This window comes from Achromobacter sp. GD03932 (genome assembly GCF_029839485.1).
GTDB classification, from domain to species: domain Bacteria; phylum Pseudomonadota; class Gammaproteobacteria; order Burkholderiales; family Burkholderiaceae_B; genus Achromobacter; species Achromobacter bronchisepticus_A.
Window position 1 is genome coordinate 40,071 of sequence record NZ_JAOCAT010000024.1, and the last position, 26,315, is coordinate 66,385.

22 protein-coding genes and 1 tRNA gene are annotated in these 26,315 nt (G+C 63.4%); 21 read left to right on the top strand and 2 right to left on the bottom strand.

Features of this window, described 5'->3' with window-relative positions; translation table 11 throughout:
- Positions 1-52 precede the first annotated feature (52 nt).
- Positions 53-2,947 carry a valine--tRNA ligase gene (locus N5C88_RS21420; protein ID WP_280016187.1) on the bottom strand — a complete coding sequence of 965 codons (2,895 nt, stop codon included), beginning with the start codon at positions 2,945-2,947 and terminating at the stop codon, positions 53-55.
- Between the two features lie 341 nt (positions 2,948-3,288).
- Between N5C88_RS21420 and ndk the strand changes: the two genes are divergently transcribed.
- From ndk to N5C88_RS21520, 20 genes are all read left to right on the top strand, one after another.
- Complete coding sequence (ndk, locus tag N5C88_RS21425) at positions 3,289-3,714, top strand: nucleoside-diphosphate kinase (protein WP_006393972.1); 426 nt, start codon at positions 3,289-3,291, stop codon at positions 3,712-3,714.
- A 44-nt stretch (positions 3,715-3,758) separates the two neighbouring features.
- Positions 3,759-4,913, top strand: coding sequence for a 23S rRNA (adenine(2503)-C(2))-methyltransferase RlmN (rlmN, locus tag N5C88_RS21430; RefSeq protein ID WP_054458665.1), 1,155 nt, complete (start codon positions 3,759-3,761; stop codon positions 4,911-4,913).
- Entirely contained in the window at positions 4,910-5,404 is a 495-nt protein-coding gene (locus N5C88_RS21435) for a helix-turn-helix domain-containing protein (protein ID WP_059378951.1), read from the top strand. Before rlmN ends, N5C88_RS21435 begins: the two co-directional genes overlap by 4 nt.
- A gap of 16 nt (positions 5,405-5,420) precedes the next feature.
- Positions 5,421-6,707, top strand: a complete 1,287-nt coding sequence (gene ispG, locus N5C88_RS21440) for a flavodoxin-dependent (E)-4-hydroxy-3-methylbut-2-enyl-diphosphate synthase (protein ID WP_059378952.1) — start codon at positions 5,421-5,423, stop codon at positions 6,705-6,707.
- A 54-nt stretch (positions 6,708-6,761) separates the two neighbouring features.
- Entirely contained in the window at positions 6,762-8,048 is a 1,287-nt protein-coding gene (hisS, locus tag N5C88_RS21445; protein ID WP_118933172.1) for a histidine--tRNA ligase, read from the top strand.
- Positions 8,049-8,051: 3 nt separating this feature from the next.
- Entirely contained in the window at positions 8,052-8,690 is a 639-nt protein-coding gene (locus tag N5C88_RS21450) for a tetratricopeptide repeat protein (RefSeq protein ID WP_118933165.1), read from the top strand.
- Positions 8,691-8,695: 5 nt separating this feature from the next.
- Complete coding sequence (gene bamB, locus N5C88_RS21455; protein ID WP_059378957.1) at positions 8,696-9,853, top strand: outer membrane protein assembly factor BamB; 1,158 nt, start codon at positions 8,696-8,698, stop codon at positions 9,851-9,853.
- Between the two features lie 25 nt (positions 9,854-9,878).
- On the top strand, positions 9,879-11,231 hold the full coding sequence (der, locus tag N5C88_RS21460; protein ID WP_059378959.1) for a ribosome biogenesis GTPase Der: 1,353 nt from the start codon (positions 9,879-9,881) through the stop codon (positions 11,229-11,231).
- 3 nt (positions 11,232-11,234) lie between these two features.
- Positions 11,235-12,308 carry a histidinol-phosphate transaminase gene (gene hisC / locus N5C88_RS21465; protein WP_059378960.1) on the top strand — a complete coding sequence of 358 codons (1,074 nt, stop codon included), beginning with the start codon at positions 11,235-11,237 and terminating at the stop codon, positions 12,306-12,308.
- Positions 12,309-12,464: 156 nt separating this feature from the next.
- Positions 12,465-12,701 carry an RNA chaperone Hfq gene (gene hfq, locus N5C88_RS21470; protein ID WP_006218585.1) on the top strand — a complete coding sequence of 79 codons (237 nt, stop codon included), beginning with the start codon at positions 12,465-12,467 and terminating at the stop codon, positions 12,699-12,701.
- Positions 12,702-12,785: 84 nt separating this feature from the next.
- Complete coding sequence (hflX, locus tag N5C88_RS21475; protein ID WP_059378961.1) at positions 12,786-13,892, top strand: GTPase HflX; 1,107 nt, start codon at positions 12,786-12,788, stop codon at positions 13,890-13,892.
- Complete coding sequence (gene hflK, locus N5C88_RS21480) at positions 13,858-15,156, top strand: FtsH protease activity modulator HflK (RefSeq protein WP_054458647.1); 1,299 nt, start codon at positions 13,858-13,860, stop codon at positions 15,154-15,156. The genes hflX and hflK overlap by 35 nt, the downstream gene beginning before the upstream one ends.
- Before the next feature lie 20 nt (positions 15,157-15,176).
- Positions 15,177-16,079, top strand: coding sequence for a protease modulator HflC (gene hflC, locus N5C88_RS21485; protein ID WP_059378965.1), 903 nt, complete (start codon positions 15,177-15,179; stop codon positions 16,077-16,079).
- Positions 16,080-16,333: 254 nt separating this feature from the next.
- Positions 16,334-17,491 carry an ATP phosphoribosyltransferase regulatory subunit gene (locus N5C88_RS21490; protein ID WP_118933164.1) on the top strand — a complete coding sequence of 386 codons (1,158 nt, stop codon included), beginning with the start codon at positions 16,334-16,336 and terminating at the stop codon, positions 17,489-17,491.
- 76 nt (positions 17,492-17,567) lie between these two features.
- Positions 17,568-18,863, top strand: coding sequence for an adenylosuccinate synthase (locus tag N5C88_RS21495; RefSeq protein ID WP_042792859.1), 1,296 nt, complete (start codon positions 17,568-17,570; stop codon positions 18,861-18,863).
- Positions 18,864-18,947: 84 nt separating this feature from the next.
- Positions 18,948-19,490, top strand: coding sequence for a phosphoribosyltransferase family protein (locus N5C88_RS21500; RefSeq protein ID WP_042792860.1), 543 nt, complete (start codon positions 18,948-18,950; stop codon positions 19,488-19,490).
- A 388-nt stretch (positions 19,491-19,878) separates the two neighbouring features.
- A complete protein-coding gene (rpsU, locus tag N5C88_RS21505; RefSeq protein ID WP_006218592.1) occupies positions 19,879-20,091 on the top strand; it encodes a 30S ribosomal protein S21 in 213 nt (70 codons plus the stop codon).
- A 19-nt stretch (positions 20,092-20,110) separates the two neighbouring features.
- Complete coding sequence (gene dnaG, locus N5C88_RS21510; RefSeq protein WP_059378968.1) at positions 20,111-22,165, top strand: DNA primase; 2,055 nt, start codon at positions 20,111-20,113, stop codon at positions 22,163-22,165.
- A 748-nt stretch (positions 22,166-22,913) separates the two neighbouring features.
- Positions 22,914-25,178 (top strand): RNA polymerase sigma factor RpoD, encoded by a 2,265-nt coding sequence (gene rpoD, locus N5C88_RS21515; protein WP_059378969.1) that lies wholly within the window; start codon positions 22,914-22,916, stop codon positions 25,176-25,178.
- Positions 25,179-25,187: 9 nt separating this feature from the next.
- Positions 25,188-25,266, top strand: a tRNA-Ile gene (locus tag N5C88_RS21520).
- A gap of 134 nt (positions 25,267-25,400) precedes the next feature.
- Here N5C88_RS21520 and N5C88_RS21525 read toward each other — a convergent pair.
- Entirely contained in the window at positions 25,401-25,532 is a 132-nt protein-coding gene (locus N5C88_RS21525; RefSeq protein WP_280016188.1) for a hypothetical protein, read from the bottom strand.
- Positions 25,533-26,029: 497 nt separating this feature from the next.
- On the opposite strand from N5C88_RS21525, the gene N5C88_RS21530 reads away from it, so the two are divergent.
- A complete protein-coding gene (locus tag N5C88_RS21530) occupies positions 26,030-26,272 on the top strand; it encodes a hypothetical protein (protein WP_251877022.1) in 243 nt (80 codons plus the stop codon).
- Positions 26,273-26,315: the final 43 nt, after the last annotated feature.

The window sequence follows — 26,315 nt, forward strand, 5'->3', positions numbered from 1 at the left end:
AATAAAAAACTCCGGAACCAGGTTCCGGGGTTTTTGTTTTCAGCGCGAGGGCTTAGTTGCCCAGCTTGGCGCGCTGTTCGCGCACCTTGTCCAGGGTCTCGCCGAATTGCGCCATGCGCGCCTTTTCCTGCTCGACCACGGCGGCAGGCGCGCGCTCGACGAAGCTGGCGTTCGACAGCTTGCCGTTGGCCTTGGCGATTTCGCCTTCCAGGCGCGCGATTTCCTTGTCCAGGCGCACGCGTTCCGCTGCCACGTCGATTTCGACGTGCAGCATCAGGCGGCTGCCGCCCACGACCTGGACCGGCGCGCCGGCGTCGGGCAGGGCGTCGAGCACCTCGACCTGGCTCAGCTTGGCCAGGGCGGCCAGGTATGGCGCGTTGCGGGTGAGGGTGGGCGCATCGCCCTGGGCGCACAGCGGCACCTTCTGGGCAGGCGACAGGTTCATTTCGCCGCGCAGCGCGCGCACGGCTTCGACCTGTGCCTTCAGTTCGGCGACGTCGGCTTCGGCAGCGGTGTCGACCGCGTCGGGGTTGGCTTGCGGATAGGGCTGGACACTGACGCTGTCAGCGACGCCTTCCTTGCGCTTGCCAGCCACCAGCGACACCTTTTGCCAGAGTTCTTCCGTGATGAACGGAATGATCGGGTGCGCCAGGCGCAGCACGCCTTCCAGCACGCGGATCAGCGTGCGGCGCGTGCCCAGTTGCTGGGCCGGCGTGCCGGTCTGAATCTGGACCTTGGCCAGTTCCAGGTACCAGTCGCAGTACTCGTCCCACACATAGCGGTAGAGCGAGTTGGCGATGTTGTCGAAGCGGTAGTCGGCAAAGCCGCGCGCCACGTCGGCTTCCAGCGCCTGCAGCTGGCTGACGATCCAGCGGTCCACAAAGGATGTTTCGCCGGTTTCCGGGCCGGTCAGGTCGTGGCCTTCGGTGTTCATCAGCACAAAGCGCGTGGCGTTCCACAGCTTGTTGCAGAAGTTGCGGTAGCCCTCGCAGCGCTTCAGGTCGAAGTTGATGTTGCGGCCCAGCGTGGCGTAGGCCGCCATGGTGAAACGCAACGCGTCGGTGCCGAAGGCCGGGATGCCGTCCGGGTACTGGCGGCGCGTGGCTTTCTCGATGGCGCCGGCCTGCTTCGGATTCATCAGGCCGTAGGTGCGCTTGACCACCAGGCCGTCCAGGTCGATGCCGTCGATCAGGTCGACTGGATCCAGCGTGTTGCCCTTGGATTTGCTCATCTTCTGGCCGTCCGCGTCGCGGATCAGGCCGTGCACGTAGACGTGCTTGAACGGGATGTGGCCGGTCAGGTGGGTGGTCAGCATGACCATGCGCGCCACCCAGAAGAAGATGATGTCAAAGCCCGTGACCAGCACGCTGGACGGCAGGTAGCGTTGCAGGTCCGGGGTGTTTTCCGGCCAGCCCAGCGTGGTGAAGGGGACCAGGCCGGAGGAGAACCAGGTGTCCAGCACGTCGGGGTCGCGCTTGAGCTCGCCGGTCACGCCGGCCGCGCGGGCCTGCGCCGTGGCTTCGGCTTCGTCGTGCGCGACGAAGATCTGGCCGTCTTCCGAGTACCAGGCCGGGATCTGGTGGCCCCACCAGAGCTGGCGCGAAATGCACCAGTCCTGGATGTTGTTCAGCCACTGGTTGTAGATGGTGGTCCAGTTGTCCGGATAGAACTGGATGCGGCCGTCGGCCACGACTTCCAGCGCGACTTCGGTGATGCTCTTGCCCGGATTCAGCGTGCCTTCGGGGGCGGGCTTGCTCATCGCCACGAACCATTGGTCGGTCAGCATCGGCTCCAGCACGACGCCGGTGCGGTCGCCCTTGGGCTGCATCATCTTGTGCGCCTCGACCTTGACCAGATAGCCTTCGGCTTCCAGTTGCGCGACCACGGCCTTGCGGGCCTCGTAGCGTTCCATGCCCTGGAACTGCGCGGGACCGTTCTCGTTGATGTGGGCGTCCAGCGTGAAGATCACGATCATGGGCAGATCGTGGCGCAGCGCGCAGGCGTAATCGTTGAAATCGTGGGCGCCGGTGATCTTGACGCAGCCCGTGCCGAATTCAGGATCGACGAAATCGTCGGCGATGATGGGAATGTTGCGGTCGCACAGGGGCAGTTCGACCAGCTTGCCGACCAGGTGCTTGTAGCGCGGATCGTCGGGATGCACGCAGAGCGCGCCGTCGGCCAGCATGGTCTCGGGGCGCGTGGTGGCAATGGTCAGGCCGCGCAGCGTGACGCTCTGGCCGTCTTTATCGGTGATGGTCTGGGGGCCATCGACGAAGGGGTAGAGGATGTGCCACATGTGGCCGTCGGTTTCCTCGGAAACGACTTCCAGGTCGGACACGGCGGTCAGCAGCTTCGGATCCCAGTTGACCAGGCGCTTGCCACGGTAGATCAGTCCCTGTTTATGCAGGCGCACGAAGGTTTCCACCACGCCGCGCGACATGCGGTCGTCCATGGTGAAGTACTCGCGCGGCCAGTCGGCCGAGGCGCCCAGGCGGCGCACCTGACCGGTAATGGCGTTGCCCGACTTTTCCTTCCATTCCCACACTTTTTCGACGAATTTCTCGCGGCCGAGGTCATGGCGGGAAACCTTATCGGCGTCCAGCTGTCTTTCAACCACGATCTGCGTGGCGATGCCGGCGTGGTCGGTGCCGGGGATGAATACGGTGTCATCGCCCAGCATCCGGTGGTAGCGCACCAGGCCGTCCATGATGGTCTGGTTGAAGGCGTGACCCATGTGCAGGGTGCCCGTCACGTTGGGCGGCGGGAACTGGATGACGTAGGGCTGGCTTTCAGTCCCCGTTTTTACATGCTGACCCGCCTGGAAGTACCCGCGCTTGTCCCACTCGGCGTACCAGCGGGATTCCAGCGCGGAGGGTTCGAAGCTCTTGGAGAGTTCCTGGGAGTCGCTCGCGGCGTTCGCGGCGTTCGGGGGAGCAGCTTGAGTCATTGCAGGGTTCCGGCAAACAGGGGCGCCCGGGCTAGGGACGCGGACGGCAAACCGCACATTTTAAGATGTAATGCGGTCTTCTCAGCGTGTTAGAATACCGGGTTACTGTAAACCTTTTAGAAGTCCCTGAATTCATTGAGGATTCCGGGTGAGTCCAACAGGTAGGCAGTGTCGAATCCCTGCCTTGGACCAGTGGTTCGGGCCGGCCCGAAACATGCATTCGTTTCGGACCGCCCGTGCGCCAACAGCGCGATGACGCTTCAAGGGTGACACCGACAAGCGCAGATCCACGCCAGGCAATTCATCAGAAACCAAGTCAGAAATCAGTTTTCGGAGTTCTTATGTCCATTCAACGCACCCTCTCGATCATCAAGCCCGACGCCGTCGCCAAGAACGTCATCGGCCAGATCGTCGGCCGTTTCGAACAAGCCGGCCTGAAGGTCATCGCCGCCCGCCTGGCCCAGCTGTCGCGCGCCGACGCCGAGCGTTTCTACGCCGTGCACAAGGAACGCCCCTTCTTCAAAGACCTGGTCGACTTCATGATCTCCGGCCCGGTGTTCGTGCAAGTGCTGGAAGGTGAAGACGCCATCCTGAAGAACCGCGACCTGATGGGCGCCACGGACCCCAAGAAGGCGGCTCCTGGCACCATCCGCGCCGACTTCGCCGACAGCATCGACGCCAACGCCGTGCACGGCTCCGACGCTCCGGAAACGGCCGCTGTCGAAGTCGCTTTCTTCTTCCCCGAAATCAACATCCACAGCCGTTGATTTTTGCGGAACATCTGTTCTAGCTTTTGAGTTTTACCCAGGTCATGGAATCCGTCGAACGAATCAATCTGCTGGGGCTTGACGGCTCCGCCCTGTCCGAACTCGTCGGAAAGTGGGGCGGCAAGCCGTTTCGGGCTCGCCAGTTGCAGCGCTGGATGCACCAGCGCGGCGCCGATTCGTTCGACGCCATGACCGACCTGGCCCGCGAGTTCCGCGGCCAGCTTGCGCAGCATTGCCGCATCGAGGCTTTGCCCGTCAACATCGAGCAGCGCTCGACCGACGGCACCCGCAAGTGGCTGTTCGACGTGGGGCAGGGCAATGCCATCGAGACCGTCTTCATTCCCGAAGACGACCGCGGCACGCTATGCATTTCCAGCCAGGCCGGATGCGTGGTGAACTGCCGCTTCTGCTCGACCGGGCACCAAGGTTTCAACCGCAACCTGAAGACCAGCGAGATCATCGGCCAGCTGTGGTGGGCCAAGCGCGTGCTGGAGGCCGACATCGGCACCGCCCGCCTGGAAAGCGCCCGCGCCACCGAAGACACTCGCGTCATCAGCAACGTGGTCATGATGGGCATGGGCGAACCCCTGCTCAACTACGACCAGGTCCTGCCCGCCTTGCGCCTGATGCTGGACGACAACGCCTACGGCCTGTCGCGCCGCCGCGTCACGGTGTCCACCTCCGGTGTGGTCCCCATGATGGACCGCCTGTCGCAGGACTGTCCCGTGGCCCTGGCCGTGTCCTTGCATGCGCCGAACGACGCATTGCGCGACGAGCTGGTGCCGCTGAACAAGAAGTACCCGTTGAAGGAATTGCTGGCGGCCTGCGAACGTTATCTGGCGTTTGCCCCGCGCGACTTCATCACTTTTGAATACTGCATGCTGGACGGCATCAACGATACCGACCAGCACGCCAAGGAACTGATCCAAATTGCACGCCAGCTGCGCTGCAAGCTCAATCTGATCCCGTTCAACCCCTTTCCCGAGTCCGGCCTGAAACGTTCGAACTCGGCGCGGGTGAAGGTGTTTGCCCAGCGTCTGATGGACGCCGGCATCATCACCACCGTCCGCAAGACCCGGGGCGACGATATCGATGCGGCCTGTGGCCAACTGGCCGGAGAAGTGCGCGACCGTACCCGTATCACCGAACGGAACGCCGCACAGCGCCAGACCATACCAATTAAACAGGTGCACGCATGACGCAGGATTTCGCTTCTGCAGTTTCAGAAACGCCCGCCGGCGCTGTGGGTGGCATCGGCTCGGCATTGCGCGCGCTGCGCCAGTCCAAGGGCTGGTCGCTCGACGAAGTGTCCAGCCGCATCAAGTTTTCCACGAAGCAGATCGAAGCCCTGGAAAACGAGCAGTGGGCCAACCTGCCCACCGGCGTTTCGCTGCGCGGCCTGGTTCGCAACTATGCGCGCCTGCTGGGCGCGGACTCGCAGGCCATCGTCGATTCGCTCGACCCCAAGGCGCGCGTCACCGGTCCGGTGAAGCTCAGCCCCGGCGCCCTGCATTCGGCGCATTCCATTCCCCAGTCCAGCGCCGACGACGACCGTTCGTCCTCGACCTCGTGGGGCTGGCTCATCGCCATCGTGCTGGTGCTGGCCGCCGGCGTGGCGTATGCCTTCTGGCAAGGCTGGCTGCCGCAGCACTGGCTGCCGTCCGACTGGCTGCCGAAGTCGGCCAAGTAACAACCCGGTTCCACCGATGCAAGAATCTTCTCTGCCTTGCCAGGATGCCCCGCCTCCCTCCGTGGGAGCGGCTGAGCGCCGCGCCACGCGTTCGGTGGCGGTGAAGTGGGGCGATCGTGTCGTGAAAATAGGCGGCGATGCCCCGGTCGTGGTTCAGTCCATGACCAACACCGACACGGCGGACGCGATCGCCACCGCGATCCAGGTCAAGGAGCTGGCCCAGGCCGGCTCCGAGCTCGTCCGGATCACCGTGAATACGCCCGAAGCCGCGCGTGAAGTCATCGCCATCCGCGAACAGCTCGACCGCATGGGCGTGAATGTGCCGCTGGTGGGCGACTTCCACTACAACGGCCATAAGCTGCTGACGCAGTTCCCGGACTGCGCGCAAGCGCTGTCCAAGTACCGCATCAACCCTGGCAATATGGGCGGGGGCAAGCGGCGCGACGACAACTTCGCGCAGATGATCGAGGTTGCCTGCCGCTACGACAAGCCGGTGCGCATCGGCGTGAACTGGGGCAGCCTGGATCACGAGCTGATGGCGCGCAAGATGGACGAGAACAACCAGCGCGCCCAACCCTGGGAAGCGCAGGCCGTGATGCGCGACGCCCTGGTGGTGTCCGCGATCAGCAACGCGCAGCGCGCCGAAGAGCTCGGCCTGCGGCGCGACGCGATCATCCTGTCCTGCAAGGTCAGCCACGTGCAGGACCTGATCGCGGTCTATCGCGACCTGTCCGCGCGTTGCGACTATCCGCTGCATCTGGGCCTGACCGAGGCCGGCATGGGCAGCAAGGGCATCGTGGCGTCCACCGCCGCGCTGGCCGTGCTGCTGCAGCAGGGCATCGGCGACACCATTCGCATTTCGCTTACGCCCGAACCCGGCGGCGACCGCAGCCGCGAGGCCGTCGTGGCGCAGGAAATCCTGCAGACCATGGGCTTGCGCGCGTTCACGCCCATGGTCGTTGCCTGCCCTGGGTGCGGCCGCACCAGCAGCACGTTCTTCCAGGAACTGGCCGACAGCATCCAGACCTTCCTGCGCCGGCAGATGCCTGTGTGGCGCGCCCAGTACCCCGGCGTCGAAAGCATGAACGTCGCGGTCATGGGCTGTGTGGTCAACGGGCCGGGCGAAAGCCGCCATGCCGATATCGGCATCAGCCTGCCCGGCACCGGCGAAGTGCCGGCGGCGCCGGTATTCGTCGACGGCGAACGCACGGTCACGCTCAAGGGCGACCATATTGCCGAAGAGTTCCAGGCCATTGTCGAAGACTACGTCGCGCGCCGCTATGGCGCGCCCGCCTCTCATTAAAGTAAGGGTGTGGCCGCTAGCGCGCTTGCCGGCGCGCGATGCGGCATGATCAAGATGACTCAAGCTTTCCAGAAAGTCGCCGCCATCCGCGGCATGAATGATCTGTTGCCAGGGGCCAGCGCCCGTTGGGAACAATTCGAGGAAATCGTGCGCGGCTGGCTGCGCGGCTACGGCTATCGCAATGTGCGTACGCCCGTGCTTGAGCATACGCGCCTGTTCGCGCGCGGCATCGGCGAAGTGACCGACATCGTCGAAAAAGAGATGTACACCTTCACCGATGCGCTCAACGGCGAATCGCTGACCATGCGTCCGGAAATGACGGCCGGCATCGTGCGCGCGTCCATCGAGCACAACCTGCTCTATGACCGTCCGCAGCGTGTCTATTCCATCGGTCCCGTGTTCCGCCACGAGCGCCCGCAACGCGGCCGCTACCGCCAGTTCCACCAGATCGACGTCGAGGCCCTGGGCTTCGCCGGTCCCGACGTGGACGCCGAACTCATCGTCATGCTGGCGCGCCTGTGGAAGCTGTTGGGCCTGACCGACGTGCGACTGGAGCTGAATTCGCTGGGCCAGCCGGCCGAACGCGCGGCTCACCGCGCCGCCCTGATCGAGCACCTGGAAAAGCACCGCGACATCCTGGACGAAGACGGCCAGCGCCGCATGTACAGCAATCCGCTGCGCGTGCTGGATACCAAGAATCCCGCCATGCAGGAAATGGCCGACAGCGCGCCGCGCCTGTTCGACTTCCTGGGGGAAGAGTCACGTGCACACTTCGACGGCGTGTGCCAGCTCCTGGCCGACGCCGGCATCGAGTACCGCCTGAATCCGCGCCTGGTGCGCGGTCTGGACTACTACAACCTCACGGTGTTCGAGTGGGTTACCGACCGCCTCGGTTCCCAGGGCACCGTGTGCGGCGGCGGCCGCTACGACGGTCTGATCGAACTGCTGGGCGGCAAGCCCGCGCCCGCAGTGGGTTTTGCGATCGGCATGGAGCGCCTGCTGGACCTCTGGGAGCAGAGCGTGCAGGTCGAACAGCCGGCCGAGTGCGACGTCTACGTCGTCCATCAGGGCGAAGAGGCGCAGCGCCTGGCTGCGCGGGTCGGTGAAGACCTGCGCGATGCCGGCCTGTCGGTCATCGTGCATGCGGGTTCCGCAAGCTTCAAGTCGCAATTCAAGCGCGCCGATGCCAGCGGCGCCCGCGTTGCGGTTATTCTTGGCGCCGACGAAGTGGCTGCGCAGACGGCCAGCGTCAAGTTCCTGCGCGCCGAGGCGCAGGGCGAAGCGGCCCAACAGCAAGTCCCGTTGGCGGGATTGGCCGACGTATTGAATAACAAGGGTTAATGCATGGCATACGATCTCGAAGAACAGGAAAAACTCGACGCCATCAAGGCGTGGTGGGCGCGCTACGGCACCCTGGTGGTTACGCTGGTGGCGGCGGTCGCGCTGGCCTGGGGCGGCTGGTGGGGCTGGAAGGCCTACCAATCGCACCGCGCCAACCAGGCCATGGGTTACTTCGAAGCGCTGGAAGACGCGGCCCGCCTGGGCGGCGCCGATTCCTCGGTGCGTATCAAGACGGCCGCGGCCACGCTGCGCGAGCAATATCCGTCTACCGGCTACGCCGCGCGCGGTGCGCTGGTGGCGGCTCAGGCGCTGCAGGCCCAGAAGGATGACGCTGGCGCCCGCGAGCAGCTGGAATGGCTGGCCGGCCAGAGCAAGAACCCGTCCATGCAGTCGGTGGCGCGTCTGCGCCTGGCCGGCATGATGCTGGACCAGAAGCAATACGATGCCGCGTTGGCACAGCTGAACAATCCGCCGGCAGCCTTCGCCGCCTTGTACGCGGATCGCCGCGGCGATATCCTCGCCGCGCAAGGCAAGCGCGAGGAAGCGCGCGCCGCCTGGCAAAGCGCCATCGATGGCCTGGGCACGGCAAATCCCCTGACCCAGGTTGTGCAACTGAAACTGGATGCCCTGAGCGGAGCGTGACTGTAATGCGTAAATTTGCACCTGGTCGTATGTGGCGTGGCGCCGTTTGCCTGGCGGGCTTGCTGGCCCTGGGCGGATGCGGCATGTTCTCCCATGATGACGGCCGCTACGATCCCGCGCCCCTGACCGAATACAAGGCCGGCATGTCCGTGCGCCAAGTCTGGAGCGTCTCGGTCGGCAGCGGCTCGGGACTGGGCTTTGCGCCCACGGTGCTGGGCGACGCCGTCTACGCCGCCACGCCCGATGGTTCGGTGGGCAAGTTCGACCTGCAGAGCGGCCGCGCCATCTGGAAAGCCAAGGTCGACGGCAAGCTGTCAGCCGGCGCCGGCAGCGATGGCACCACTACCGCCGTGGCCGCGCCGAACGGCGACGTCGTCGCCTTTGATGACACCGGCAAGGTGAAGTGGAAAGTCCGTGCCACCAGCGACGTGACCATTCCGCCCGTCGTGGGCTATGGCATCGTCGTGGTCCGCAGCGGCGACTACCGCATCCAGGCCTTCGACGCCAACAGCGGCGAACGCGTCTGGAACGTGCAGCGCCCGGGCCCCTCGCTGGCCCTGCGCAGCGTGTCGCAGATGGTCCTGGCCGAAGGCCTGGTCATTACCGGCCTGCCGGGCGGCAAACTGATGGCCATCGCGTCCAACAGTGGTAACGTGCAATGGGAAGGCACCGTGGCGACGCCGCGTGGCGCCAGCGACCTGGAGCGCTTGACCGACGTGGTCGGCGCGCCTCGCATCGCGGGCAACCTGCTTTGCGGCGTGGCTTATCAGGGACGCATCGTCTGCTTCGACGTCACCGCCGGCGGCCGCCCGTTGTGGGCCAAGGACTTCTCCAGCGTCAGCGGCCTGTCCCTGGACGAACGCTTCGCCTATGCGGCGGACCAGAACAGTGTGGTCAACGCATTTGCGCTGGATAATGGCGGCAACGTTTGGAAGCAGGCGGCATTGAAGAACCGCCAGGTCACCGCGCCCGCCATGCTGGGCGGTGCGCTGGCAGTGGGCGACCTGGAAGGCTATGTGCATTTCCTGTCGCGTAGCGACGGCAGCCTGATGGCGCGCCTGTCGGTAGGCGGCGGTCCCGTGGTGTCGCCGCCGCAGACCACCCCCCAGGGAGTGCTGATCCAGACGGGCAATGGCAACCTCGTCCTGATCGGCGCCAACTAAAACCTATAGAACAAAGCCTTACACCGTGTCTTTCAAGCCTGTCGTCGCCCTGGTCGGCCGCCCCAATGTGGGGAAGTCGACCCTATTCAACCGCCTGACGCGATCGCGCGCCGCGCTGGTGGCCGATTACTCCGGCCTGACCCGCGATCGCCATTACGGCGAGGGCAGGGTAGGCGAGATCCCCTTCATCGTCATCGATACCGGTGGTTTCGAACCCGTCGCCAAGGACGGCATCCTGCTGGAGATGGCGCGCCAGACCCGGCAGGCCATCGCCGAGGCCGATGTCGTGGTGTTCCTGGTTGATGCCCGCGCGGGCATCAACGCCCATGACCACGAAATCGCCCAGCTGCTGCGCAAATCCGGCCAGCAGCGCGTGCTGCTGGCGGTGAACAAGGCGGAAGGCATGGGCGCCAGCGGCGCCATTTCCGAGTTCCATGAACTCGGGCTGGGCCAGCCTTATCCGATTTCCGCAGCGCACGGCGACGGCATCGTCGACCTGATCGAGCTGGCGCTTCGAGATCTGGCCGAGCCGCCCGCCGAAGAAGACGCGTTCGAAGAGGCTGAGCACGATCACCGCATCAAGCTGGCCATCGTCGGCCGCCCCAACGTGGGCAAGTCCACGCTCATCAACACCTTGATGGGCGAAGAGCGCGTGATCGCGTTCGACATGCCGGGCACGACCCGCGACGCCATCGAGATCGACTTCGAGCGCGACGGCCGCCGCTACACGCTGATCGACACCGCCGGCCTGCGCAAGCGCGGCAAGGTGTTCGAGGCGGTCGAGAAGTTCTCCGTCATCAAGACGCTGCAGGCCATCGAGGCCAGCAACGTCGTGCTGCTGATGCTGGATGCGCAGACCGAAATCTCCGAGCAGGATGCGCACATTGCCGGCTTCGTGCTGGAAACGGGGCGCGCCGTGGTCGTGGCCATCAACAAATGGGACGGCCTGGACAGCGAAGCCAAGGAACGCATCGAACGCGAATTCCAGCGCAAGCTGCGCTTCCTGTCGTTCGCGCGCATGCACACCATTTCGGCGCTGCGCGGGCAGGGCGTGAAGCCTTTGCTCAAGTCGATCAACGCGGCGCACGCCGCGGCGTTCGCCAAGCTGTCCACGCCCAAGCTGACGCGCGAGCTGCAGATCGCTGTCGAGCAACAACAGCCGCCCCGCAAGGGCATCTTCCGTCCCAAGATGCGCTACGCGCACCAGGGCGGACAGAACCCGCCGCTGGTCATCATCCACGGCAACGCGCTGGACGCCATTCCGGACTCCTATCGCCGTTACCTGGAAACGCGTTTCCGTAACGCGTTCGATCTGGCCGGTACGCCGCTGCGCATCGAATTCAAGTCTTCGCACAACCCCTACACGCAGGAAAGCTGATCCATGAGCCGCTTCTGGAGTCCCGTGGTCGGGACGCTCAGTCCGTATGTTCCGGGCGAGCAGCCCAAGCTTCAGAACCTGGTCAAGTTGAACACCAACGAGCATCCGTATGGGCCGTCGCCCAAGGTGCTCGACGCGATCCGCTCTGCCTGCGACGACACGCTGAAGCTCTACCCGGACCCCTCGTCCGACCGCCTGCGGCAGACCATTGCCGGCACGGTCGGCGTGCAGCCGGGCCAGGTCTTCGTGGGCAACGGTTCCGACGAAGTGCTGGCGCATGTGTTCCTGGCGCTGCTCAAGCATGAGCGCCCGCTGCGCTTTCCGGACATCACTTACAGCTTCTATCCGGTCTATTGCGGTCTGTACGGCATCCAGTACGAAACGGTGCCGCTGACGGCGGATTTCAGGATCGCCGTCGAAGACTATCTGCCCGGCGGCAAGGGGCAGGCGGGCGCCATCATCTTCCCGAATCCCAATGCGCCCACCGGCCGCGCGCTCAGCGCGGCGGAAGTCGAGCGCATCGTGGCTGGCAATCCCGACGCGGTCGTCGTGGTGGATGAGGCCTACGTGGATTTTGGCGGAGAGTCCGTCATTCCTTTGGTGGACCGCTACGACAACCTGCTGGTCGTGCAGACGCTGTCCAAGTCGCGTTCGCTGGCGGGCTTGCGCGTCGGTTTTGCCGTAGGCAGCGCCGAGCTCATCGACGGGCTGGAGCGTGTAAAGAACAGTTTCAACTCCTACCCCATCGACCGCCTTGCCTCCGCGGGTGCGGTGGCGGCCCTGGAAGACGTGGAGTACTTTGAACGTACTCGCCAGGCCGTGATCGAAACCCGCTCGCGGATGACGGCGGGCCTGCAATCCCTGGGCTTCGAAGTGCTGCCTTCGGCCGCGAACTTCGTGTTTGCGCGGCACCCCTCAAAGGATGCCGCCGGCCTGGCCGCCGCCTTGCGCGAGCGCAGCATCATCGTGCGCCACTTCCGCCATGAACGCATCGATCAGTTTTTGCGAATTACCGTGGGCACCGATGAGCAGTGCGAACTGCTGTTGAAGGCGCTTGCGGAGGTCCTGCAGGCTTGAGCGGCAGCAGCTTTCCAGTCGGAAAACTCTGGTGTCACTTTTGCTTCCTGCCCAAGTAGCACGGGCCGGGAAAACCCTGTAGAGTACAAGTTTCGGCGTACCCCACCAGTACAGAAGTACGCCACCACTCAATAACAAACAAATGGAGCCTGGCCAATGAGCAATAAAGGGCAAACTCTGCAAGATCCGTTCCTGAACACGCTGCGCAAGGACCATGTGCCCGTGTCGATCTACTTGGTGAACGGCATCAAGCTTCAAGGGCAAATCGAATCCTTCGACCAGTACGTGGTGCTGCTGCGCAATACGGTCACGCAAATGGTCTACAAGCACGCCATTTCGACCGTCGTTCCCGCGCGTGCCGTGAATTTCCAGGTGGAAGTCCCTGCTGAGTAATCTCGCTCCAGCTTTACCTTTTATTGCCCGCCGGACGGTCCTCGTCGGCGGGCATTTTCGCTTTGGCTCCAATATGGTGCATGTATGCGCGCTCTGATTATCAGCGTCGATCTGGGAGATCCGGACTTCGCGGCCCATGCCGAGGAATTCGCCATGCTGGCCAAGGGCGCTGGCGCGGAAATCGTCGGCACCTTGACGGCGCGGCGGGACAGACCCGACGCCAAGTTCTTCATCGGTTCAGGCAAGGCCGATGAGGGTGTGGCGATGGCCCAGGCCTTGCTGGCCGACATCGTCCTTTTCGACCAGCCGCTGTCCCCCGCGCAGCAACGCAACCTGGAACGCGCCTTCAACCTGCGCGTGGTGGATCGCGTTGCGCTCATTCTCGACATCTTCGCGCTGCGCGCGAAGAGCCATGAAGGCAAGCTGCAGGTCGAATTGGCCCAGCTGCAGCATCTGGCCACGCGCCTGACCCGCATGTGGAGCCACCTGGAACGGCAGCGTGGCGGTATCGGCATGCGCGGGCCGGGTGAATCCCAGCTCGAAATGGACCGCCGCATGATCGGCGCCAAGGTCAAGGTACTGCGCGAACGTCTGGACAAGGTCGAACGCCAACGCGTGACCCAGCGCCGGGCGCGCGCGCGCGGCGGTGCGCTGTCGGTATCGCTGGTCGGCTATACCAACGCCGGCAAGTCCACCTTGTTCAATGCCCTGACGCGCGCAGACAGCTACGCCGCCGATCAGTTGTTCGCGACGCTGGATACGACCACGCGCCGCATCTGGATCGAAGGGGCGGGCTCGGTGGTGGTGTCCGACACGGTCGGGTTCATCCGCGATCTGCCCCACGGCCTGATTGCGGCGTTCCGCGCCACCCTGGAAGAAACCGTGCATGCCGACCTGCTGCTGCACGTGGTCGATGCCGCCAGCCCGCAGCGCGACGAACAGATCTTCGAGGTCAACAAGGTTCTGGCCGAAATCGGCGCGGCCGCGATTCCCACCATTCTGGTCTACAACAAGATCGATCTTGCCGGATTGGAGCCGCGGGTGGAACGCGATGCACATGGTACGATTGCGCGAGTATTTGTAAGCGCCACCGAGCGCGCCGGTTTGGATGCGTTGCGCGGGGCAATTGCGGAAACCGGACAGATTGTGGGAAACAATGCCGCGAATTATCAAACTCTTCAATCTGAATGACCCCGGCTGGGGTCGTGGGAACAACAATGGCTCCGAGCCGCCGCCCAAGCGGCCCCAAGGCAACGGAGACGGCCCTCCCGACCTGGACGAGGTCTGGCGCGATTTCAACAATCGCATCGGATCGTTGTTCGGGCGCAAGGGCGGGGGCGGCAATAACCGCCCCGGAAACCGCGGCGGCATGACACCGCCGTCGCCGCGCGGTGCGCGCATCGGCCTGGGGGTGATCGCCCTGGTCGCGGCCGGCATCTGGCTGGCCAGCGGTTTCTACATCGTTCAGGAAGGCCAGGTCGCGGTTGTGACACAGTTCGGCAAGTACAAGTCGACGTCGCAAGCCGGTTTCCAATGGCGCCTGCCGTATCCCATTCAAAGCCACGAAATGGTCAACGTGTCGCAACTGCGCACGTTCGAAGTCGGTTTCCGTGGCGGCGCGCGCAACAAGGTCCTGCCTGAAGCGTTGATGCTCACGACGGACGAGAACATCGTCGATATGCAGTTCGTCGTGCAGTACCGCCTGCGTGCCGACGGCGCGCCCGATTACCTGTTCATGACGCGCGACCCGGACGAATCCGTCCGCCAGGCCTCAGAAACGGCCATGCGCGAAGTCGTGGGCAAGCAGTCCATGGACTTCGTGCTCTACGAAGGCCGCACCACGGTGGCCACGCAAGTGCAAACCCTGATGCAGCAGATCCTGGACCGCTACCAGACCGGCGTGCAGGTCAGCACCGTGGCGATCCAGAACGTGCAGCCGCCTGAACAGGTGCAGGCCGCGTTCGATGACGCCGTCAAGGCAGGTCAGGACCGCGAGCGCCAGATCAACGAAGGCCAGGCCTACGCCAACCAGGTCGTGCCGCTGGCCAGCGGCCAGGCCTCCCGCATGACGGAGCAGGCCGAGGGTTACAAGGCCAAGGTTGTCGGCGACGCCCAGGGTAATACCTCGCGCTTCACCAGCATCCTCGGCGAATACGAGAAGTCGCCGCAGGTCATGCGCCAGCGCATGTATCTGGAAAGCATGCAGGAGATCTTCACGCGCGCCAGCAAGGTCATGGTCGACACCAAGAGCAACAACAACATGCTGTACCTGCCCTTGGACAAGATCATGCATCTGGCCGCTCAGGACGCCAGCAAGTCCGGTGTCGCCGGTTCCGGTTCGACCACGCTGGCTCCGCCCGCGCAGTCGCCGGCGCGCGGCAGCGCCGCGCCGGTGCCTCAGTCTTCCGGCAGCAGCAATAGCAACACGCTGCCTCGCGACCGTACGTCGCGCTAACCCCCGGAGGAGTCCTGATCATGCAACGTCTCATGCCTATCCTGGTCGGCCTGCTCATCGTGCTGGCCGCCCTTTCTTCCTGCGTCTTCGTCGTGCGCGAGCGCGACTATGCCCTGGTGTTCTCGCTGGGTGAAGTACGCAAGACCATCAGCGAACCCGGCCTCTACTTCAAGGCGCCGCCTCCGTTCCAGAATGTCGTGACGCTCGACAAGCGCATTCTGACCATCGAAACCAACGAAGCCGAACGCATCCAGACTTCCGAAAAGAAGAACCTGCTGATCGATTCGTACGTCAAGTGGCGCATTCTGGATCCGCGTCAGTACTACGTGTCCACCGGCGGCAATGAGCGTGTGGCGCAGGAGCGCCTGCAGGCGCTGATCCGCGACGCGCTGAACGCCTCGGTCAACGTGCGCACGGTGCGCGACGTGGTCTCGACCGAACGCGACAAGATCATGGCCGAAATCCTGACCAACGTCGCCAAGCGCGCCGAGCCGTTGGGCGTCCAGATCGTCGACGTGCGCCTGCGCCGCATCGAGTTCGCGCCGGAAATTTCGGAATCGGTGTACCGCCGCATGGAAGCGGAGCGTACGCGCGTCGCCAACGAGCTGCGCTCCATCGGCGCCGCCGAAGGCGAAAAGATCCGCGCCGAAGCCGACCGCCAGCGTGAAGTCATCGTGGCCCAGGCCTACGCCAAGGCCCAGGGCATCATGGGTGAGGGCGATGCCGCGGCCGCCGCGATCTATTCGCAGGCCTACGGCAAGAACCCGCAGTTCTACACGTACTACAAGAGCCTGGAAGCCTACCGCGCTTCGTTCTCGAAGCCGGGCGACGTGCTGGTTGTCGACCCCAGCTCCAGCTTCTTCCAGTTCATGAAGGACCCCACCGGCGACGCCCTGGCGCCGGTCACCGTGCCGGCCAAGTGACGCGGCGACGGTAATGCGGAAAAAAGCCCCTTGGACTTCCAAGGGGCTTTTTGCTTGCGGGCTGGGTGTCATCCTGAGGTCCCCGCAATACGGGACGGTTGTGCTGTCCCGGCTGGCGTTGGTCGCCGAACCATGTACAATACCCCGTAAGCTAGAAAACATTCCGCAGCGGCTGAGCGGGCTTACGCCCCCTCAGCCGCTTTTTCGTTTGGGCGACGCCCACGCATCACTTGGCGTTCTTCAGGTAAACATTCATGGGTAACTGGTTGCTGCCCGAGAGCCTTGCCGACGTACTTCCGGCAGAGGCCCGGCGCATCGAGGAATTGCGCCGCGAACTTCTCGATCTGTATCGCACTTACGGTTTCGAGCTGGTCGCGCCGCCCCTGGTCGAATACATCGATTCATTGCTGTCCGGCACGGGCAGCGATCTGGATCTGCGCACTTGCAAGCTGGTCGACCAATTGTCCGGACGCACGCTGGGCGTGCGCGCGGACATGACGCCCCAGGTTACGCGCATTGACGCGCACTTGTTGAACCGGGCTGGCGTTACCCGCCTGTGCTATTGCGGCAATGTGCTGCATGCCCGCCCAGCGGACCTGCTGGCCAGTCGCGAGCTGCTGCAGATCGGCGCTGAAATCTACGGCCATGCCGGTTTCGAGGCCGACCTGGAGATCATCCAGCTGGTGCTGGAAACGGTGGCAATTGCCGGCGTGCGTAACCCGAGGCTCGATCTGTGTCATCCGGGCGTGCTGCGCGCGCTCCTGGAGTCCGATCCGGCGGCAACGGCCCTGTCGCAGGACGTCATCCTGCTGATGCGCGAGAAGGACGTTCCGGGGCTGGGCGAACTGGCCGAACGGGCTCCCGGGCTGCGTGCAGAGACCCTGAAGGCCCTGCAATTGCTGCCCAAGCTGTACGGCGGGCCGGAAGTGCTGAAGGAGGCGCGCCGTGAACTGCCCCTGCTGCCGGGCGTCGTGGCGGCGTTGGACGCCCTGCAATTGGTGGTCGACGCCATGCCCAATGTGGCGTTTGGCGTGGACTTGGCCGACGTCGGGGGCTATGGCTACCATTCCGGCGTGAAGTTCGCGCTGTATGCCGAAGGCTGGCGCGATGCGCTGGTCAGCGGCGGCCGTTATGACGATGTCAGCCGTGCGTTCGGCCGGGCCCGCCCCGCCACCGGCTTCAGTCTTGATTTACGCAAGCTGGCGGCGGGTTTGCCGCCGGCGGAAAGGGCGCGTGCGGTACGTGCGCCCTGGGGGCAAGCCCCCGCCCTGACCGAGGCGGTGCGCCGCCTGCGCCGGTCGGGGGAAATTGTCGTTCAGGTATTGCCCGGTCACGAGCAGGATCAGGACGAATTCGTTTGCGATCGCGAGCTGGCGCTGCAGGATGGCGCCTGGACGGTCAGAACGCTGTGACTAACCCCCTCTCGGCAACGAGAGGGCCGCGGGGAGATTTCCGGATTTCCCGAGAAACTCGATATTGATTCGTAACATGAGCAAGAACGTAGTCGTAATCGGCACCCAGTGGGGTGACGAGGGCAAGGGCAAGATCGTCGACTGGCTGGCGGAATCCGTCCAGGGCGTGGTCCGCTTCCAGGGCGGTCACAACGCCGGCCATACGCTGTGGATCAACGGCAAGAAGACGATTCTCCGCCTGATCCCGTCGGGCATCATGCATCCCGGCGTCACCTGCTTCATCGGCAACGGCGTCGTGCTGTCCCCGGAAGCCCTGCTCAAGGAAATCGAAGAGCTTGAGGCCGCCGGTCTGGACGTGCGTTCGCGTCTGCAGATTTCCGAAATCTGCCCGCTGATCCTGCCGTACCACGTCGCCATCGACAAGGCGCGCGAAGCGCGCAAGGGCGACGGCAAGATCGGCACGACCGGTCGCGGCATCGGCCCTGCCTATGAAGACAAGGTCGCCCGCCGCGCGCTGCGCGTGCAGGACCTGTTCAATCCCGCGCTGTTCGACGAAAAGCTGGCCGAAGTGCTGGATTACCACAACTTCGTGCTGACCAAGTACCTGGGCGCCGAGGCGGTTTCCGCCAACGAAGTGCGCGACCAGGCCATGGCGCTGGCTCCGGCTATCGCCCCGATGGTCAAGGACGTGTCGAGCAACCTGTATGCCATGCAACAGGAAGGCAAGCGCCTGCTGTTCGAAGGCGCGCAGGGCGCTTTGCTGGACGTCGATCACGGCACCTATCCCTTTGTCACCAGCAGCAATTGCGTGGCTGGCGCGGCGTCGGCTGGCGCAGGCGTCGGTCCGCAGCAGTTGGACTACGTCCTGGGCATCACCAAGGCCTACACGACCCGCGTCGGTTCGGGCCCGTTCCCCACGGAGCTGGTCGACGAGATCGGCACCCGCCTGGCCACGATCGGCAAGGAATTCGGTTCCGTTACGGGCCGTCCGCGCCGCTGCGGCTGGTTCGATGGCGCCGCGCTCAAGCGCTCGGTCCGCCTGAACGGCATCACCGGCCTGTGCATCACCAAGCTGGACGTGCTGGACGGCCTGGAAACCATCCAGCTGGGCGTCGGCTACCGCGTCAATGGCGAATTCCGCGACGTGCTGCCGTACGGCGCGCATGCCGTGGCGCAGGCGCAACCGGTGCTGGAAGAGCTGCCCGGCTGGAGCGAATCCACCGTCGGCATCACCGAGTACGACAAGCTGCCCCAGGCAGCGCGTCGCTACCTGGAGCGCGTGGCCGAAGTTTGCGGCGTGCCCATCGACCTGGTGTCGACCGGCCCGGACCGCAATGAAACCATTGTGCTGCGTCATCCCCTGAAGGGCTGACATCGGGTTATTATTCGCAAGGCCGCCGCCGGTCTCATACCGGCGGCGGCCTTTTCGTATTTATTAAGCAGGAGATGCTTGCCTATGAGCACGCCGACCAATGATGACAGCCATCTGTGGGTGACGTGGGACGACTACAACCGCCTGATCGAGCGCCTAACCTTGCAGGTGCATCAATCGGGTTGGAAGTTCGACAAGATTCTTTGCCTGGCGCGCGGCGGCATGCGCGTCGGTGATGTTATGTCCCGTATTTTTGACGTACCCCTGGGCATCCTGGCCACGAGCAGCTATCGCGAAGCGGCCGGCACCAAGCAGGGCGACATGGATATCGCCCAGTTCATCACCATCACGCGCGGCACCCTGTCCGGGCGAGTGTTGCTGGTGGACGACATGGTCGATACCGGCAAGACCTTCAGCAAGGTCTACGATCACCTGAAAAGCCAGTTTGCCGACATTACCGAGCTGCGCAGCGCGGTGTTGTGGTGGAAGGGCCATTCCCAGGCGACGCCGGACTACTACGTCGACAAGCTGCCGACGAATCCCTGGATCCACCAGCCGTTCGAAGATTACGACAGCCTGCGTCCGCATCAGCTCGAGGCCTGGATCCGCAAGGGCTCCAAGAGCTGAGCATGGCGTTCCGGCAGGAGAGGGCACTCTGGCCGCCCAGGGCGCCAGACTGTCCCTCCAGTAGTCAAAGTGGCCGTGACCATGCTAGAATCGCTGGTTATCGCTAAACCGAACTTGGCTTGTTACTCTTTGGGTAGTCTTTGGGTAACGGAAACAGCCAGCGGAAATCCGGGATGGGTCTGTGGTTCAGGGCTGCCAAGCAGCGCTGAAGCCGGTCCGGCGCCTGGATTGCGCTTTCAAGGTTCCCCGTTCGCGGTACCTGCCTCTGTTGGTATGATTTCAGTATCGACGAGGCCGTTTACGCGTACCTGGACCCGCGCAGCGTTGCTGGTAAGCAAGCCAGGTTTGTCATCAACTTTTGTTACCCTACAAGCAGGCCAATCACTTTATGCCTATCGTTCGACTGAAGGAAAACGAACCGTTTGAAGCCGCTCTGCGCCGCTTCAAGCGCACCATCGAAAAGACCGGTTTGCTCACCGAGCTGCGTTCGCGCGAGTTCTATGAGAAGCCCACGGCTGAGCGCAAGCGCAAGCACGCCGCCGCTGTGAAGCGCCACTACAAGCGCATCCGTAGCCAACAACTGCCCCCGCGCCTGTATTGATCTTTGATTCCCGAATCTATTGATTCCAGAATCATTCATCCAGGATTTGCTCGCCCGAGTCGACGTCGTCGACATAGTCGGGCGATACGTGCAGTTGAGAAAGGGCGGGGCCAACTTGCTTGGCCTGTGCCCTTTTCATAACGAAAAAAGTCCCTCGTTCACTGTCAGCCCCACCAAGCAGTTCTATCACTGTTTCGGTTGCGGGGCGCATGGCAGCGCCATCACCTTCCTGATGGAACACACGGGCGCCAGTTTCCCCGATGCCGTGCGTACGCTCGCGGCGTCGGCGGGAATGACGGTCCCCGAAGAAAATCGCAGTCCACGCCAGCAGCAGGAATCCGCGCGCCGCAAGGCCGAGGAATCCCGCCACACGCAGGTGCTGGATGCCGCCCAGGCGCATTACCTCAAGCAGTTGCGGGCTTCGCCCGCGGCGATCCGCTATTTGAAGCAGCGTGGCCTGACCGGTGAAATCGCAGCGCATTTCGGCCTGGGATGGTCGGGCACAGACCGCCATGGCCTGTCGCAGGTCTTTCCGAATTACGAGGACCCCGTCCTGGTGGAATCCGGGCTGGTCATCGAATCCGAGGACGGCCGCCGCTACGACCGTTTTCGGGAACGTGTCATGTTCCCGATCCGCAATGCGCGGGGCAGTCTCATCGGTTTCGGCGGACGCATCATCGGCAAGGGCGAGCCCAAGTACCTGAATTCGCCCGAGACCCCGCTGTTTTCCAAGGGGCACGAGCTCTATGGGTTGTGGGAGGCCCGTCAGGCCATACGCCAGGAAGGGCAGGTCATTGTGGTCGAAGGCTACATGGACGTGGTCGGCCTGGCGCAGCAAGGTATCGCCAACGCGGTAGCGACGCTGGGCACGGCCACCACGCCGGACCACGTCAAGAAGCTGCTGCGCGCCAGCGACAAGGTCATCTTCAGCTTCGACGGAGACGGCGCAGGCCGGCGCGCTGCGTGGCGCGCACTGCAGGCTTGCCTGCCGGTGCTGCGCGACGACATTGCGATCCGCTTCCTGTTTCTGCCGTCGGAGCACGATCCCGACTCGTATGTGCGCGAACTGGGCGCGGAAGCTTTCCGGGCATGCCTGGGAGAGGCCGTCGCGCTGTCCCGCTTCCTGCTGGACGAGCTGGCCTCGCGGCACAACATGAACGAAGCCGAAGGGCGGGCCAGTTGCCTGCACGAGGCCAAGCCCTTGCTGGCCGCCATTCCCGAATGCGCGCTGCGTGTGCAGATAGAGCGGGAAATGGCAAAGCTGGTGCAGCTGACGCCGGAGGAAATGGCTCAGGTGCTTGCTCAGCAGCCCGCCAAGCCCTTTGCGCCTGCGCCCAAGCCGGGCGCCGCGGGAGGCGATGCAGGCGCTGCTGCGGCGCCTGGCCACGAGCCGGGCTATCCGGACACGGGCTACGACTTCGCCGGACACGATTTTCATGACATTCCGGCCGATGAGTCCGACTACGCGGACCAAGTTCATCTGCCGTCCCAAAGTTCCGACTTTGGTGGGGCAGGAGCTCAGCGCGGCGGCGGCAAGCAGGAGTGGAAGGGTAAGAGCGACTGGAAGGGCAAGAGCGACTGGAAGGGCGGCAAAGGCGGTTGGAAAGGCAAGCGCGACAACGATGTGGGCGGGTTCGAAGGCCGCCGCACCATGCCGTCGCTGGCCAAGCGCCTGCTGGGATTGTTGCTGGCGCACCCCGAACTGGTCGACTCCATGGGTGACCAGCAGCTTGAAGTCATCGACCACGGCCCCCATCTAGGTCTTGTAAGAGACCTGATCATGCTGGCGCAATCCAGCGGCGCCCGCCACGTCGGCGCTTTGCTGGAAGCCGCGGAGCCGGATTCGGATCTGGCCACGGTGCTGAAGGGCCTGCGGGCCGACATTTTGTCCCAGGAAGACCTGCCTGATCCGCAAACGGAATGGGACGATGCCTTGAGGCGCATCGAGTTTGACTCGGCCAAGCTGGAAATGGCCAAGCTCGCTGCGGCGGGTCTGGCCACGGAAGATGCGCGCAAGCGCTATCAGGAGCTATCCAGCCGCATGGTAGTGCTGAAAGGTGCTGGCGTGCGCTAAATGCGCTAAAATCAAAGGTTGTCCGTTCGCAAAGCGTGTTTTTGGGAGCGGGGCGGATAGAACTGGGCGGGTGTGTGCATTGCGCGAACCTGGCTGATCTGTCTTTTGATGTACGCGGATTGTGGTGCTGGCAGTTGATTGCGGCCTGATTCTTGCTGAATTTGGCGGTAATCCTCGTGCCACGGTGCGCAGGCAACAAGAAATGCATTCGGCGGGCGGAATCTATTCCGGCAGCCGGAATCTAATGGATGTATAGGGTTTGACGCGGTACCGGCGATCCGGACGCGGCGGATGCTCCAGATAATGGAACGTTGGATGCGCAACGGCAGAAATAAAAGCGGATGCGCGCGTCAAATTTGTTACATAGTTAATTAATATAGCTAAGCGGTGAATCAAGCAGTCCGGCGGCGGTTATCTCCGCATGGCGTTAGTGGTTTGGGTGCTGTGTCTACTCAGCTGCTTGGGGCAAAGGCCCGATAAGCAAGCAAAGCCTATTTATAGGCAGGCAGCCCCCCCGACGCCCGGGAGCCTCCGCAGGATGAGGTCATGCACGCAAGGCGCAAGTACGGTATCGCACCGGAACGGCGCCAAGCGGGCTCGCAAGAGTTGGCGCTGCGAACAACGCAGCCGCGTGATCTCCGCTGATTCACCTGATTTACCCGTATAAGCGCCGTGTTGGGCTGCCGTCCAAAGCGGCTTCATGCGGTGCAACATGCCCGAACGGGTTGCGACGACCACGGAAGCGACTATGACCAAATCCACCGGCAAATCCTCCTCTGCAATTGATGCGGCCGAAACCAAGGCCACCACGGCCAAGCGCGTCGTAAGCATGGCAGCGGAAAAGGCGCCCGCCAAGACGGCGGTGAAGGTCGCCAAGCCCGCAGCCAAGACGGCCGCCAAAAAGGCGACCAAGGCTGCCGCGGCTGACAAGCCCGAGAAGGTGACCAAGGCTCGCGCCAAGAAGGCCGAAGACAAGCTTGCCGACCTGGTGGGCAGCGCGCGCCCCGCACCCAGCGGCCGCCGCCCGGGACGTCCCGCCAAGAACGCGAACAACGACTCCGACGGCTTTGACGACACCATGGACGGCGACGGCGAAGTTCTGCCTGATCTGAAGCCGCCCAAGCGCGGCGGCAAGCGCGGCAAGGCCGATCCCAAGGACCTGATCGCCCGCGGTCCCGTCACGCCCGAAGAATACGAAGCGCGCCGCAACCGCCTGAAGCAGCTGATCAAGCTGGGCAAGGACCGCGGCTACCTGACCTACGGCGAAATCAACGATCATCTGCCCGACGACCTGGTCGATGCGGAAGCGATCGACGGCATCATCAGCACGTTCAGCGACATGGGCATCGCGGTCTATGACCAGGCGCCCGATGCCGAAACGCTGCTGATGAGCGAAAACGCGCCGGTCGCGTCCAACGACGACGACGTCGAAGACGAAGCCGAAGCCGCGCTGACGACCGTCGATTCGGATTTCGGCCGCACCACGGACCCGGTGCGCATGTACATGCGTGAAATGGGCTCGGTGGAACTGCTGACGCGCGAAGGCGAAATCGAAATCGCCAAGCGCATCGAAGACGGCCTGAAGCACATGGTCATGGCCATCTCGGCCTGCCCGACCACGATCAACGAGATCCTGGCCCACATCCTTCGCGTGCGTGAAGGTCAGGCCCAGATCGACGAAGTGGTCGACGGCCTGGTCGATCCGGAAGACGGCGAAGAATACGCCGGCGCTGGCGTTTCCGCCGAGGAAGACGAAGGCGATGACGGCCCCGCCGGCGGCATGTCCAGCAAGCAGCTGGAAGACCTGCGCGTGAAGGCCCTGGCCAAGTTCGACGAAGTCGGCAAGCAGTTCGAAAAGATGCGCCACTCGTACGAGAAGGACGGCTACAAGTCGGATGTCTACGTGCGCGCCCAGGAATCCATCCAGAACGAACTGATGGGCATCCGCTTCACGGCCAAGATGGTCGAGAAGCTGGCGGACACCCTGCGTCAGCAGGTCGAGGAAGTGCGCCAGCTCGAACGCGCCGTCCTGCACACGTGTGTGGACCGTGCCGGCATGCCGCGCACGCACTTCATCAAGGTGTTCCCGGGCAACGAAACCAACATGCAGTGGGTTGTCGACGAAGTGGCCGCTGGCCATCCGTACGCCGAAACGCTGGAGCGTCAGATTCCCGCCGTGCAGGAACTGCAGCAGAAGCTCATCGACCTGCAAACGCGCGTCGTGCTGCCGCTGAAGGACCTGAAGGACGTCAACAAGCGCATGGCCACCGGTGAAGCCAAGGCTCGCAAGGCCAAGCGCGAAATGACCGAGGCCAACCTGCGCCTGGTGATCTCGATCGCCAAGAAGTACACGAACCGCGGCCTGCAGTTCCTGGACCTGATCCAGGAAGGCAACATCGGCCTGATGAAGGCCGTGGACAAGTTCGAGTACCGTCGCGGCTACAAGTTCTCGACCTACGCGACCTGGTGGATTCGTCAGGCCATCACGCGTTCCATCGCCGACCAGGCGCGCACCATCCGTATTCCGGTTCACATGATCGAAACGATCAACAAGATGAACCGGATCAGCCGCCAGATCCTGCAGGAAACCGGCGCCGAGCCGGATCCCGCGACCCTGGCGCAGAAGATGGACATGCCCGAGGACAAGATCCGCAAGATCCTGAAGATCGCCAAGGAACCGATCTCCATGGAAACGCCTATCGGTGATGACGACGACTCGCACCTGGGCGATTTCATCGAAGACACGTCCACGCTGGCGCCTTCCGACGCGGCTTTGCACGGTTCCATGCGCGATGTGGTCAAGGAAGTGCTAGACTCTCTCACCCCGCGTGAAGCCAAGGTCCTGCGCATGCGTTTCGGCATCGAAATGAGCACCGACCAGACCCTGGAAGAAGTGGGCAAGCAGTTCGACGTCACGCGCGAGCGCATCCGCCAAATAGAGGCGAAAGCGCTGCGCAAGCTGCGTCACCCCAGCCGGGCCGATAAGCTGAAGAGCTTCCTGGAAGGGCAGTAATCGTTTTCTGGGCCTCTAGCTCATGCCTGGTTAGAGCAGCGGACTCATAATCCGTTGGTGCCGAGTTCGACTCTCGGGGGGCCTACCAAGTAATGGCGCGGGTTTGCGTGTAGTTCACGCAACCCGCGCTTTTCTTTTGTCTGGGGATTCTTTGCCAATCTCCCCGAGCACCATTTTCATCGCGTCGGTCGCCAGGTGCGCATAGCGCTTGGTGCTAGTCGCTTACTGGTGGCCCAGCACCGCTCCCACGGTGTACAGATCCACCTTTGCGTTGATCATCGCGCTGGCGCACACGGTGGTGCGGAGCCAGCCCTCGATGGTCTTGCTGGATGTACAGCAAGCGGTTCCTGGCATTTTTTCGGATGCTAAGTACGAAGAGTGCTACCGGAAGGGGTTCAATTCACTCGCTCGGTTCTCGCTGCTAAGTCGCAATAATGCTCGCACCTGCTTTTGCGTAAGTGCTACTGCATAGACCGTGCGGCAACAAAAGACCGCTCGAGGCGGGCTGTGGGGCGGTCGTGACGCGCTATACATCAACTTCTTTGAGTACTACGCCGAGGCCCCGCATCATCGCAAATGGTTGGGCGGGCTTCTGCGGTTCCCTTATCGCGTTGGCGCAGGACGACAGCGCGCATGCCGTCAGGACGAATTTGTTGGGCAGTGGGCGATTAGGACCAAACCATCGCGGGTTCTGGTCCCTCTCTATGGCCACCAGTTTGTTCACCAGATCGCGTGGGCTGCACCCAGATCCGTATGCTTGGAACTGAGCCACGGCCTGCCGTTACTCCGGAACTTTCGTATTGGCCTTTGCTCTGATCTCTCTTTGTGCACGACTGCAATGGAGAACTCCGATGAAATCCAAAGCCCTGCCTGGTACTGCCCTGGACCCGCTGGCTTTCGAGGCGGAAGCTCTGGCGTGGAGCGGCGTTCGCCCAATGGCGCCTGACATCTCAATGATGTCTCCCAGTGAGCTGATGAGGCATGCCTTGGTGAAGCTGGAAAGTTCGTCCGTTCACCAGACGCCGGAGAAAGTTGCCGCAATCCAATACCTGACCAGTGCATTGAGCATGGTCAGCGTTGTCACATGCAGCTAAGTGGGATCAAGGAACTGCGTCTGCCGCAGGCAAGGGAACAAGG